This is a genomic window from Thermosulfurimonas sp., assembly GCF_015491435.1.
Lineage (GTDB): Bacteria > Desulfobacterota > Thermodesulfobacteria > Thermodesulfobacteriales > Thermodesulfobacteriaceae > Thermosulfurimonas_A.
In genome coordinates, this window is record NZ_WFVX01000067.1 from 1 (window position 1) to 12302 (window position 12302).

Below are 12302 nucleotides of genomic sequence, written 5' to 3' on the forward strand. Positions count from 1 at the left end.
CGACGCAGATCGGAGACCCGGAGTCTTTCCCGATCTAGGAGTTCCCGCAGCTCCCGAAGGATCCTTTCGGCCTCTTCCCGGGAGCCGATCCGGAGCTTTTGCCCCTGGCGACGTTCCAGCCGGGCGGGAAGGGTTTCCCCGCCGGGGGTCCGGGCCAGGATCTCGATGGTCCAGTACTCCTCGGGGCGAAAGGCCCGGATTTCGGCCTCGCGCTCGCAGATCAGGCGCAGGGCCACGGATTGAACCCTTCCGGCCGAAAGCCCGCGCTTGACCTTCTCCCAGAGGAGGGGCGAGAGGTGATAGCCCACCAGACGATCCAGCACCCTTCTTGCCCGCTGGGCCTCGTAGCGGTGGGGATCGAGTTCCGCCGGCGAGGAAAGGGCCTCTTGAATTCCCCGGGGAGTAAGCTCATAGAGAAGCAGACGCCGAACGGGCTTTTTAAGGGATCGCAGCTCCTCGGCGATATGCCAGGCGATGGCCTCTCCCTCCCGATCCGGATCCGGACCGAGATAGATCTCTCTGGCCCTGCGGGCGAGTTTCCGGATCTCGGAAAGGACCTTGGCTTTCCCTCGAATGATTTCGTATTCCGGCTCAAAGCCGTTTTCCACATCCACGCCCAGGCGATTCTTGGGCAGATCCTTCACATGTCCCACCGAGGCGCAGACCTCGAAATCCTTTCCCACCACTTTTTTGATAGTGCGGACCTTGGTCGGGGATTCCACTACGATCAACCCTTTCTTTTCCATGCTTGCTTGACACCCCTCGGAAGATTTTGTTATGGTTGTTGGGTAACGAACGGGTTAAGCAGGTCCGAACCAATGGCCGAGATTTCGGATGTATCGAGTATAGATCTTCATTTCCCATTCCAATTTAAACCCTTTCCTTTAAAGGTCAAATCATCTAAGACCAAATTTTTAAAAAGGAGGTTTTTATGGGCAACGCTCCCCTAATTCTATGGTTTGACGAGATTTCCATCAAGGATGTACCCCTGGTGGGAGGGAAGAACGCCTCGCTGGGAGAGATGTATCGTAACCTGACTCCTAAAGGGGTGCGGGTGCCGGAGGGGTTTGCGGTTACCGCCGAGGCCTATCGTTATTTCATCCGGGAGAATCATCTCGACGAAAAGATCCGTAAGGCCCTGGAAGGGCTGGATACCCACGATGTCAAGAACCTCCAGAAACGGGGCAGGAAGGTCCGGAATCTCATCCTCAAGGCCCGGATGCCCGCGGATCTGGCCGAGGCCATTCGCGAGGCCTATCATCGACTGGAGGAAAAGTACGGTCCCCGGGTGGATGTGGCCGTGCGTTCCTCAGCCACAGCCGAGGACCTTCCGGATGCCTCCTTCGCCGGTCAGCAGGAAACCTATTTAAACGTGCGTGGAGCAGAGCAGGTCATTGAATATGTGAAGAAGTGTTTTGCCTCCCTTTTTACCGATCGGGCCATCTCCTACCGGGAGGACAAGGGCTTTGATCATTTTCATGTCTATCTCTCCGTGGCGGTGCAGAAGATGGTCCGGAGCGACAAGGCTTGCTCCGGAGTGATGTTCACCCTGGATACCGAAAGCGGTTTTCGGGATGTGGTCTATATCACCGGGGCCTGGGGCCTGGGGGAGAATGTAGTTCAGGGTAAGGTCAATCCCGACGAATACTATGTCTTCAAGCCCACCCTAAAGAAGGGCTTCCGGCCCATTCTTTCCAAGAAGCTAGGAAGCAAGGAACTCAAGATGGTCTATAGCCGGGATCCGGAGCACCCGGTAAAGGATGTGAAGACCACCCGGCGTGAGCGTCAGAGCTTCGTCCTTTCCGACGACGAGATTTTAAAGCTGGCGGAATGGGCCATGATCATCGAGGAACACTACGGGCGGCCCATGGACATCGAGTGGGCCAAGGACGGCGACGGGAAGACCGTGGGTAGCGGGGAACTCTTCATCGTCCAGGCCCGTCCGGAGACGGTCCACGGGGCCAAGCGCGAACGCTACTATGAAGTCTTCAAGCTCAAGGGCGAGGGGCGGGTCCTTACCACCGGAAAGGCCGTGGGCAGCAAGATCGGTCAGGGCAAGGCCCGGGTGATCATGGATGTCTCCCAGATCCACGAGTTCAAGCCCGGTGAGGTCCTGGTCACGGACATGACCGATCCGGACTGGGAGCCCATCATGAAGGTAGCCGCGGCCATCGTCACCAACCGCGGCGGGAGAACCTGCCATGCGGCCATCGTGTCCCGGGAACTGGGTATCCCCTGTATCGTGGGCACCGGAAACGGAACCGAGGTGGTGAGTGACGGGATGGAGATCACCGTGGACTGCTCCCAGGGCGAGGAGGGCCGGGTGCTCGAAGGGCTGGTGCCCTTTGAGGTGGAACGCATCGACCTGGAAAAACTCCCCCGCACCCGCACCCGGATCATGATGAATGTAGGGATTCCGGAACAAGCCTTCTCTCAGGGCCAGATCCCGAACGACGGGGTGGGGCTTGCGCGGCTGGAGTTCATCATCGGCTCCCACATCGGTATCCACCCCCTGGCCCTTCTCAACTACGAGGAACTCAAGAGGCAGGCCGAAAACGATCGGCGCATCCGGGCCCTGGTGCGGGAGATCGAAAGACGCACCCCCACCTATGAGGACAAGGCTGAGTTCTTTATCGACAAGCTGGCCCAGGGCGTGGGGACCATCGCCGCGGCCTTTTATCCCAATGATGTGATCGTGAGGCTTTCGGACTTCAAGAGCAACGAGTACGCCAACCTCCTCGGGGGGTGGCTCTACGAGCCGGTGGAGCACAACCCCATGATCGGCTGGCGCGGGGCCTCGCGCTATTACGATCCCAAGTACGAGCCGGCCTTTGCCCTGGAGTGTAAGGCCTTAAAGCGGGTGCGCGACGAGATGGGGCTCACTAATGTCAAGGTCATGATTCCCTTCTGCCGCACCCCGGAGGAGGGGAAACGGGTCATCGCGGTGATGGAAAAACACGGGCTCAAGCAGGGGGAAAACGGGCTTGAGATCTATGTCATGTGCGAGATCCCGAGCAATGTGGTCCTGGCCGACCAGTTTGCCGACATCTTTGACGGCTTTTCCATCGGCTCAAACGACCTCACCCAGCTCACCCTGGGCCTGGACCGCGACTCGGAACTGGTGGCCCATCTTTACGACGAAAGGAACGAGGCCGTAAAACGCCTCATCCGGCAGGTGATCCGCACGGCCAAGGAACGGGGCCGGAAGATCGGGATCTGCGGGCAGGCTCCGAGCGACTTCCCGGACTTTGCGGAGTTTCTGGTGGAGTGCGGCATCGATTCCATGAGCCTTACCCCGGACACCATCGTGAAAACGAGACTCCTGGTGGCGGAAAAAGAGAAGCAACTGGGAATAAAAGCCTAAGGCCCACATTTTGGGGCTTGAGGATAAGGGGCGGCGCTGCTTACGCCGCCCCTTTCTATGTTAAAGTTAAACCCATGGAGCGTGAGACTCTTCTTTCCCTCCTTACCGGAGAAATTTCGCTCTGGCCCTATCTTGAGGAGGCGAGAAGGCTCCGGGAGGAACATTTCGGAAGGCGGGTTGAGACCTGCGCCATCGTAAACGCCAAAAGCGGGCGCTGTCCCTCGGACTGTCGTTTTTGCGCCCAGTCCGCGCACTGGAAAACCCGCGCCCCGGAATATCCCCTCCTTTCCGAAGACGAACTCCTGCGTGCCGCGGAGGCCGCGACCCGCGCCGGGATCGACCGTTTCAGCTTGGTGACCAGCGGGGTAAGACCTTCGTCCGGGGAGCTTGAGCGCCTTGCCCGGGTCGTGGAGCGTGTGCGCCGTGAGTTTCCGGGGCTTAAGCTCTGCGCCTCCCTGGGACAACTCTCCCTTCCGGAACTTGAGATGCTTCGTGCGGCCGGGCTTTCCCGCTATCACCACAACCTTGAGACCGCGGAAAGTTTCTATCCCCGAATATGCAGCCACCAGCGCTGGCGCGACCGCTACGAGACGGCCCTCAGAGTGAAGGAGGCCGGCCTTTCGCTCTGCTGCGGCGGGATCTTCGGCCTCGGGGAAAGCGAGGAGGAGATTCTTGAGTTGGCCGAAACCCTGGCCGAGCTTTCGCCGGACTCTGTGCCGGTAAACTTCCTCCACCCCATACCCGGGACTCCCCTTGAAAGGGCCCGGTATCTTACGCCCCTTAAGTGCCTTGCCATCCTGGTGGCTTTGCGTCTGAAACTTCCGCGGACCCAGATTCGGGTCTGCGGCGGGCGGGAGTACAACCTGCGCGAGCTTCAAGTCTTCGTGCCCCTCATCTGCGACGCCCTCATGGTGGGAAACTATCTTACCACCCGGGGCCGGAGGCTTTCCGACGACCGGCAGATGATCCTTGATCTCGGCTACACCTCGGGCCTTAAGGCCTGAGTCCGGGCGTCTTCGTCAAAAATTCCCTGACCGTGGCGACCGGAGGGTTTTCCGGGGAAAACCCGGGCATCCTTAAGACCGGAAGCGGACCGAAGATCCGGAGGATGTCCGAGAGACTTTCTTCGGCGAGGTATTCGTCTTCGGCAAAGTAGAGGTTATAGATCAGGGCCGGGATCACGAGAGAGCGCAGGCGCAGGGCCTCAAGCGTTAGCACCGTGTGGTTGATGGTCCCGAGCCTTGCTGCGGAAACCACCACCACCGGGGAGAGAAAGAGCTGGATGAGGTCCAGAAAGGTGTGATCCTCGGTAAAGGGCACGAAGAGCCCGCCTGCCCCCTCCACCAGCACCACCTCGTAGGTCGCGCGCAGCCTCCTTAAGGCCTCAACGATCCGGGCGATCTCTACCCTTCGCCCTTCTTTTTTGGCCGCCGTGGCCGGGGCCGCGGGATAGGAGAAGAGATAAGGGCCGGTTAAGGAGAGAAGCTCGGGCGGGTCCGGAGGAAGCCTCATGATGCGGCGATGAAGGAGAAGGTCCTCGGGTTCGGTGGCTCCGGTCTGGACGGGTTTTGCGGTGATGACCCGCAGCCCGAGCTCAAGATAGGCCCGGGCAAGAAGCCCCGTGGCGTAGGACTTCCCCACGCCGGTATCCGTTCCGGTGATGAAGATCAGTCTTCCTTCCGCCAGAGGATCACCCCGGTCTCAAAGGTAAGTTCTAAAGGCCCCGGATTTTCGCGAAGCCAGGCCTTAAGGCGCGAAACCCCGCTTCCGCGAAGATACCCCGAGGCCCCGGTCCTTTTTAGATGCCTTAACACGGAAAGACCATCGGGAAAAGGGACCTTTTCAAGATACCTTTCGGCCCGGATCACGGAAAACCCGGGCGGAGAAAGTTTAAGCCAGCTCTCAACCGAAAGAAGCCCTGCGGGGACCTCGCTTCGGGGAAGTTCCCGCATGGTCTTAGGGCCGAAGATGGAAAGGGCAAGGAGTCCCCGGGGTCTTAAAAGTTCCGAAAGACGAAAAAGGGCCTCCCTCGGGGCCCGGAACCACTGGGCCACCGCGGACCCCACCACTAGATCAAAGACCCCTTCCCGAAAGGGGGGCCTTTCGGCATCCGCAAGAAGAAACCTCACCCCGAGAGGGCTCACCCATCTTCCGCACTCGGGAAGAAGATCGCAGGCCACATAAAGCCGGGTCTCAAGGGTTTCTCTTGCCCGGCGGGTGAAAAGACCGGTTCCGCAGCCGAGCTCAAGCACCCGGGAAAAGGCCCTTCCTTCCGAAAGGATGGTCGAAAGGAGCCTTTCGGAAAGGAGCCTCTGCACCCGGGCCTCCTCCTCGTAGGAGGGAAGGGCCCGAAGGAAGCGCTTTTTGAGAAGGGAAAGCCTCTCTACCACGACCAGAGATCCCTCCGGGCATAAAAGGGAAAGTGTCCTTCGGGTATCTCCTCGGCCGGAACCCCGACCCTCTCCCAGAAACGCCTCTGGGCGCGAGGAGGAAAGATGCGGTCCGCGCGGGGGATTACGGCCCGAAGGTAGTCTCCGGGGGAAGGAAATACTGGTGGAAGTGTAAGCGAGGCCGAAAGCTCCTCCACCACCTCGGGAAGCGCCCTTTGTGGGGGATTGCGGAAAAAGCGTTTGAGGTGGTCCTCTGAGGAAAACATCCGGGAAAAGAACCTCTCCCGCACCGCCTCGCCCTCGCGTTTAAGACCGTTAAGGGTGAGCCTTACGAGCCGGGGATCAATTCCGAATTCCCGATTAGCAAAGGCCCCGGTTCCGGAGACGGCGATAAGGGGTCCGCGGAAAAACTCCCTTAACCGAAGGGCCCAGTAAACCCCGAGTGACCAGGCAAGAACCGGGGCCTCCCTCGCCTCCTCCGGGATTCCCGCGGGGGGCTCCGGGGCGCGGTAGTCGTAAAGGAGAAGGAGTCTTTTCCCCGGGGGGACGAGTTCCAGAAAGGGGCGCTCATCCAGGCCCCAGCCGCAGAAAAACACCCGAAGTTCACCTTCCTTCCCTAAGAGCACGGCCCGCATATTTCATCCCTCAGGTGCTCGGCAAGGCGCAGGAGATCCTGCTCCTTCATGGTGGCAGAAAGGGAAAGGCGCAGCCGGGCCGTGCCCTCGGGGACCGTGGGGGGCCTTATGGCCGGGGCGAGAAACCCCGCCTCATAAAGCCTCTCCGAAACCGAAAGGGCCTTCCGGTCCTCCCCTAAGATGACCGGAACGATGGGCACCTCGGAGGAAAGCCCTTGGGAAGGAAGCCTCAGGGCCTCTCGCAGAAAACGGGAAAGGCCCCGCACCCTTTTGCGTCGATCGCCTGCGGCCACCGCCCTCTTAAGCCCCGCAAGCGCCCCGGCCACCACCACCGCCGGAAGCGCGGTGGTAAAGATAAAGCTTCGGGCCCGGTTCACGAGAAGCTCCCGGATCTCCTCCCGGGCCACTACAAAGGCCCCGTAGCTTCCCAGGGCCTTGCCGAAGGTGCCGACGAGAACATCCACCCGGGAAAGCACCCCCAGTTCCTCGCAAAGCCCGAGCCCCTTCTCCCCGAAGACCCCCACGGCATGCGCCTCATCCACCACCAGGAGGGCCTCGTAGCGGGCGGAAAGTTCGGAAAGGGCGGAAAGATCCGGAAAGTCTCCGTCCATGCTAAAGACCGACTCCGTTAAGATCACCGCCCGGCGGTGTTTTCCCCGGTGTTTTTTAAGGAGCCCCTCTAAGGCCTCAAGATCAAGGTGCGGGTAGCGGTAGAAGGCCGCCCCGGAAAGGCGCATCCCGTCGATGAGGCTTGCGTGGACCAGTTTATCGGAAAAGATGGCGTCCCGTCTTCCGCAGAGCCCGGAAAGGACTCCCAGGTTGGCGAGGTATCCGCTGGAGAAGATGAGGGCCGGGCGTCGGTAAAGCCGGGCGAGTTCCTCCTCGAGTTCCGCATAAAGGGCGTGATTTCCGGAAAGGAGCCGGGCCGCTCCGGCTCCGAGCCCGAACCTTTCGAGGATCTCGGTGAGGGCGGAAATCTCCGGGGGCTCGGCGGAAAAACCCAGGTAGTCGTTGGAGGAGAGGTTTAGCAGCCAGCGTCCGGAGACCCTGACCCAGGGCCCGCGCCGGGCCTCCACGGTGCGAAGTCTCCTGAGCCGCCCCTTTCTTTCAAGCTCCTCAAGCTCCCGCCGAATCTCTTCGTTCATGAAAGAGATCCTACCACCCCCTCTATGACCCTCAGGCTTCGGGAAAGGATTTCCTCCAGCTCTTCCTCGGTTACGCAGAGAGGGAGGAACCAGTAGATCACATCCCCCAAGGGGCGAAGGACCACGCCCTCGGCAAGGGAGGACATATAGACCCTGAAACCCAGGCGCAACTCCGGCGGGAAGGGTTCCTTCGTGTGGCGATGGCGCACCAGTTCCACCGCCCCCACATAACCCAGATACCGAATGTCTCCCACATAGGGGCGATCGAAGAAGAGCTCCAGAAGCCTCCGATGGAAGAACTCCCGCACCCGCGCCCCTTTCTCCAGCGGCTTTTCCTCCTCAAAGATCTTGAGATTTTCTGCGGCCACCGCGCAGGCGAGAGGATTGGCGGTAAAGGTGTGGCCGTGGTAGAAGGTCTTTCCCTCGAGGTAGTCCGCGTAAAAGGCCTGATAGATCTCCTCGGTGGTCACGGTGAGAGCCAGGGGAAGGTACCCCGCGGTAAGGCCCTTCGAGAGACAGAGGATGTCCGGAACCACCCCCGCGGTCTCGAGGGCGAACATGGCCCCGGTGCGTCCGAAACCGGTGGCCACCTCGTCGAAGATGAGAAAGACCTCGTAGCGATCGCAGAGGGCCCTGAGCCTCCGGAGATATTCCGCGGGATAAACGATCATGCCCCCTGCGGCAAGAAGCCGGGGCTCAACAATTACCGCACAGATTTCCTCCGCGTGTTCCTCAAGGATCCGGCGAAGCTCCTTGAGGCACCAAAAATCACACCGGACCTCGCTCGCATCCCGGGTGAAATCCGGGGAAGGGTTTTCCGGACAGCGGTAGCAATAGGGGGCCGGGGCCCTGAAGGTCTCAAAGGTTAGGGGACGATAAAGGCGGAAGAAGAGATCCACCCCGCCCACGCTCACCGCCCCTAGGGTGTCTCCGTGGTAAGCCTCCTTCAGGGCCAGAAAGCGGGTGCGGCGCGTCTCGCCCCGGTTCTGCCAGTACTGAAAGGCCATCTTTAAGGCCACCTCCACCGCGGTGGAGCCGTTATCGGAGAAAAAGAAACGGGTAAGCTTTTCCGGCAGAAACTTAAGGAGCCTTTCCACCACCTCCGCGGCGTAAGGGTGGGTGAAGCCGGCAAAGTTTACGTGTTCCAGGCGCTCGAGTTGCTCCCGCAGGGCGCGGTTCAACCGGGGATGAAGGTGACCGTGAAGATTGCACCACCAGGAGGAAATGGTGTCGTAAAGGACGCGGTCCTCGGCGGTGTAGAGTTTAAGCCCCTCGGCCCGGACGATCACCTCCGGATCGCGTCCCTCATAATCCTTCATCTGGGTGTAAGGATGCCAGATATGCCGCCGATCTATCTCGAGAACCCGTTTCTTATCCATAAGTAAAACTCTCCTTTCCGGGTCTTTTCCGAAAAATCTCCTGGCCCGAATTTTACTCCAGATCTCTCCCCCGGGAGAGTCCATGAGAAAACAAGGGGCTCCTTCCCTGGTTCTCCATCAATATCCAGCCTTCCGGGCGGACCGTCCAGAATAAGACAGATAGCGGGATAAAGTTTTCAAGTAAGCAGAAAATACAAAGGTGCGATAATTTTGAAATCGAAATAATTCACGTATTGACATTTACTCTAGCTTTAGGTTAAAACACCAAGCAAATACGGTTAACAAAATATTAAAAATAACGTTCAGACTATGAAGAAGGTTCTTTCGCCATTTACCAGGATCGAGGGACACCTCTGTATTGAGACCGAGGTTAGAGGGGGGCGAGTAGTTTCGGCCCGGGCCCGGGGGGAGATGTATCGGGGCTTTGAAAATTTGCTTATTGGCCGAAGGCCTCTTGATGCCCAGCGCATCACCCAGAGGATCTGCGGGGTGTGTCACGAGGTCCACGGGGTGGCCTCTGCGAGGGCGCTGGCCGATCTTTACGGGCTGGAGGTTCCCCGGAACGGATTGCTTCTTCACGATATCATTCTTGCCCTGCACATGGCCAAGGACCACCTTCTTCACTTCTACCATCTTGCCCTGCCGGATTACGTGGATTTCGGGGCGGTCCTGGCCTATAAAGGGAAAGATCCGCTGCTTTCGGCGGTAAAGAGCTGGGTAAAGAACAAAAAACCGTGGATTTTTACCCGCAAGGTTCCGGGAGATTATATCCGGGACCCGGAGGTGGCTTTACCCTTCGTGGCTCATTACCTCGAGGCCCTGGAGGTGGTAGGCTCGGGGGCACAGGCCCTGGCGGTCCTCGGAGGAAAAGTCCCTTTTAGCCACACCATTTTTCCCGGTGGGGTTACCGTGGAGCTTACTCCCGAAAAGACGGCCAAGGTCTCGGAAATCGTGGATCGGATCTACCGGTTTACCCTGGATGCCTATCTTCCGGATGTGCTCAAACTGAGCCATCTTTACCGGGAATATTTTCGTATAGGGCAGGGCTATTTTAACCTCCTTTCTTACGGCGGATTCAGATCCCTGGGAGAACCCCTTTTCCGGGCGGGGGTCCTTATAGACTTTGAGGAAAGGCCCTTTGAGGTGGAAAAGATTGTGGAACATGTGGCCCATTCCTACTACGAGGGAGGGGCCAGGTCCTTCCGGGAGGGAGAGACCCGTCCCGCTTATGGCAAGGCCGGAGCCTATTCCTGGATCAAGGCCCCGCGCTACGATGGCCATCCCATGGAGACCGGTCCTCTTTCCCGGGTCTGGTTTTCGAACCGCGGGCGAAGAAAACTTCTCCAGATCCTGCGCTCTCTCGGGCAGAACGAACGGGCGGCCTTTTCCACCATGGGAAGACATCTGGCCCGGGCGGTGGAAACGGTTCTGCTGCTCGAATTCTGTCAGGAGGCCCTTTCGGCCCTTGATTATCGTGAACCCACCATAAAGACCGTCAATCCCGAGGCCCCGGTAACCGGTTCCGGGTTGGGGCTTTCCAATGCCGCCCGGGGAGAACTGTTGCACTATGTAGAGGCCAGGCAAGGGCGTATCACGCGCTATCAATGCGTGGTGCCGAGTACCTGGAATTTTTCTCCCCGGGATGCAGAGGGGCGCCCCGGGCCGGCGGAAAAGGCCCTGGAGGGCTGCCCGGTGCGTTTCAAAGAGGGGCTGATAGAGGTGGGAAGGGTGGTAAGGAGTTACGATCCCTGTCTGGCCTGCAGTATCCATTAGGAGGTCGGCATGAATTGGAACTTCACCCGGCGGGAATTCCTCAAGTTCTGCGGAAAACTTTCCCTGGTCCTCTGCGGCACGGAATGTCTTACGGAGGACCTGGCCCGGGCCTTCATGAAGATCGCCCGCAAGGAACCGCCGGTGATCTGGCTTACAGGGCAGGCCTGTTCGGGTGATTCGGTCTCCCTGGTTTATACGGATTCCCCGGGATTGGTCCCTCTTCTGACCTCTTTGGTGGACCTCAAGTTTCATCCGGTCCTTTCCGTGGCTCAGGGAGAGGAAGTGTTACGCATTATCGAGGAATTGAAGGGGCAGGGAGGTTATATCCTTTGCTTTGAAGGATCTATTCCCTTAAAGATGAAGGGGGCCTGCACCATTCGGGAGGAGTACCTGGCGGATTTTTTGAAGGAGGTGGTTGAGGGAGCGCTTGCCCTTATCGCCTGCGGCACCTGCGCCTCCTACGGAGGGATTCCGGCGGCCAATCCCGAAACCGGGGCCGTGAGTCTTCCGGAATATCTCAAAAAACTCCGCATCGAGAAACCCGTGGTGAGGATTCCGGGCTGCCCCATGAACGGAGTGCGTTTTACCGGTACGGTGGCCTATTTCGTGGCCTACGGCCGACTACCCAAGCTCGACAGGGATGGACGGCCGGTAATGTACTACGGTGAGGTCGTGCATTCCAACTGCCAGCGTTTCCAGTGGTTCAATCAGGATCGCTATGTCATGGATTACGCACGGGATAAGAGGCAATGTCTCTTCCGGATGGGATGCCGGGGGCCGGTGACCTATGCCGACTGTCCCTTAAGGCGCTGGAACCGCAATACTTCCTGGTGTGTGGATGCCAATACCCCCTGTGTGGGATGTGCCCATCCCTCCTGGCCCTGGCCCCGGGAGGAGGGGATCTACACCGATCCCCAGAAGATAAGGCCCGAGGCCCTTATAGGAGGCGGAGATGGTTCTCAAGTTGAGTCATAAAATCACCCTCCTGGTCCTTCTTATATGTTTCTTTTTCACAGGGATTACCTACTATACCCAGGGAAAGGTGCGGAGGCTGATTGAAAACGCCTTGCTCAGGGATCTTCAGAATCTTTCGCGGGTGGCGGTTCAGGGGGCGGTGGACTCCCTCCGAAAGGGAAACATGGTCAACTTTTCGCGACTTCTCAGGGTCATAGCCCAGGAGAAAGGGGTGCTGGAGTTCTCTCTTACGGATAGTAAGGGACGGGTGTTATATTCCTCCAGGGAGGGGGCCAGGGGCAGGAATTATCGGGCTCTTCTTTCCAGCCCTCTCCATCTTAAGGAACAGGCCATCGTTTCGGTGGTCCCGATAAAGACCTCCCGATACTGCCTGAGGTGTCATCCTCGCTGGCAGGAGGGGCGGGTCAATAGTTACTTTGTGCTTTTTTATTCCAAAGAGACCCTCCAGGGCTTTTCCGCACTGGTTCACAGACAACTGTATGTAATACTTTTTACCGCTCTCGCGGTATTGATCCTGGCCTGGGTATTCTATCACTTCAGCATAGGTCGTCCCTTAACCAGGCTGGTTAAAGGAATTGCCAGAATCTCGGACGGCGATTTTACCTATCGTTTTGAGGTTACGGGGCGGAACGAGATCGGGG

11 protein-coding genes are annotated in these 12302 nt (G+C 58.8%); 5 read left to right on the forward strand and 6 right to left on the reverse strand.

From position 1 onward, the window contains the following. The coding region (locus F8J34_RS02990; protein ID WP_297056391.1) for a DNA topoisomerase at nt 1-746 on the reverse strand (746 nt) is incomplete at its 3' end. A gap of 185 nt (nt 747-931) precedes the next feature. Here F8J34_RS02990 and ppsA point away from each other — a divergent pair. Together ppsA and bioB are read left to right on the forward strand one after the other, a co-directional pair. Continuing rightward, nucleotides 932-3364 carry a phosphoenolpyruvate synthase gene (gene ppsA, locus F8J34_RS02995; RefSeq protein ID WP_297056393.1) on the forward strand — a complete coding sequence of 811 codons (2433 nt, stop codon included), beginning with the start codon at nt 932-934 and terminating at the stop codon, nt 3362-3364. A 74-nt stretch (nt 3365-3438) separates the two neighbouring features. Beyond that, nucleotides 3439-4368 (forward strand): biotin synthase BioB, encoded by a 930-nt coding sequence (gene bioB / locus F8J34_RS03000; RefSeq protein ID WP_297056396.1) that lies wholly within the window; start codon nt 3439-3441, stop codon nt 4366-4368. Here bioB and bioD read toward each other — a convergent pair. Genes bioD through bioA form a run of 5 tightly spaced genes read right to left on the reverse strand, consistent with a single transcriptional unit; the run spans nt 4358 to nt 8913 of the window. Then, nucleotides 4358-5050, reverse strand: a complete 693-nt coding sequence (gene bioD / locus F8J34_RS03005; RefSeq protein ID WP_363315407.1) for a dethiobiotin synthase — start codon at nt 5048-5050, stop codon at nt 4358-4360. The genes bioB and bioD overlap by 11 nt on opposite strands. Next, complete coding sequence (locus F8J34_RS03010; RefSeq protein ID WP_297056397.1) at nt 5032-5754, reverse strand: methyltransferase domain-containing protein; 723 nt, start codon at nt 5752-5754, stop codon at nt 5032-5034. Before F8J34_RS03010 ends, bioD begins: the two co-directional genes overlap by 19 nt. Beyond that, complete coding sequence (locus tag F8J34_RS03015) at nt 5748-6389, reverse strand: pimeloyl-ACP methyl esterase BioG family protein (RefSeq protein WP_297056399.1); 642 nt, start codon at nt 6387-6389, stop codon at nt 5748-5750. Before F8J34_RS03015 ends, F8J34_RS03010 begins: the two co-directional genes overlap by 7 nt. Next, on the reverse strand, nt 6371-7534 hold the full coding sequence (gene bioF, locus F8J34_RS03020; RefSeq protein WP_297056400.1) for an 8-amino-7-oxononanoate synthase: 1164 nt from the start codon (nt 7532-7534) through the stop codon (nt 6371-6373). The genes F8J34_RS03015 and bioF overlap by 19 nt, the downstream gene beginning before the upstream one ends. Further along, nucleotides 7531-8913 carry an adenosylmethionine--8-amino-7-oxononanoate transaminase gene (gene bioA / locus F8J34_RS03025; protein WP_297056403.1) on the reverse strand — a complete coding sequence of 461 codons (1383 nt, stop codon included), beginning with the start codon at nt 8911-8913 and terminating at the stop codon, nt 7531-7533. Before bioA ends, bioF begins: the two co-directional genes overlap by 4 nt. Before the next feature lie 309 nt (nt 8914-9222). On the opposite strand from bioA, the gene F8J34_RS03030 reads away from it, so the two are divergent. From F8J34_RS03030 to F8J34_RS03040, 3 genes are all read left to right on the forward strand, one after another. Then, entirely contained in the window at nt 9223-10686 is a 1464-nt protein-coding gene (locus tag F8J34_RS03030; protein ID WP_297056404.1) for a nickel-dependent hydrogenase large subunit, read from the forward strand. Between the two features lie 9 nt (nt 10687-10695). After that, nucleotides 10696-11661 carry a hydrogenase small subunit gene (locus F8J34_RS03035; protein ID WP_297056406.1) on the forward strand — a complete coding sequence of 322 codons (966 nt, stop codon included), beginning with the start codon at nt 10696-10698 and terminating at the stop codon, nt 11659-11661. Beyond that, a partial coding sequence (locus tag F8J34_RS03040; protein ID WP_297056408.1) for a HAMP domain-containing protein occupies nt 11639-12302 on the forward strand: 664 nt, incomplete at its 3' end. The genes F8J34_RS03035 and F8J34_RS03040, both read left to right, overlap by 23 nt.

Excerpts from the sequence above, each read along its gene's own strand:
- F8J34_RS03030 (WP_297056404.1), top strand. The coding sequence starts at position 9,223 with ATGAAGAAGGTTCTTTCGCCATTTACCAGGATCGAGGGACACCTCTGT.
- F8J34_RS03035 (WP_297056406.1), top strand. The coding sequence starts at position 10,696 with ATGAATTGGAACTTCACCCGGCGGGAATTCCTCAAGTTCTGCGGAAAA.
- bioA (WP_297056403.1), bottom strand. The coding sequence starts at position 8,913 with ATGGATAAGAAACGGGTTCTCGAGATAGATCGGCGGCATATCTGGCAT.
- ppsA (WP_297056393.1), top strand. The coding sequence starts at position 932 with ATGGGCAACGCTCCCCTAATTCTATGGTTTGACGAGATTTCCATCAAG.
- bioF (WP_297056400.1), bottom strand. The coding sequence starts at position 7,534 with ATGAACGAAGAGATTCGGCGGGAGCTTGAGGAGCTTGAAAGAAAGGGG.
- bioB (WP_297056396.1), top strand. The coding sequence starts at position 3,439 with ATGGAGCGTGAGACTCTTCTTTCCCTCCTTACCGGAGAAATTTCGCTC.
- F8J34_RS03015 (WP_297056399.1), bottom strand. The coding sequence starts at position 6,389 with ATGCGGGCCGTGCTCTTAGGGAAGGAAGGTGAACTTCGGGTGTTTTTC.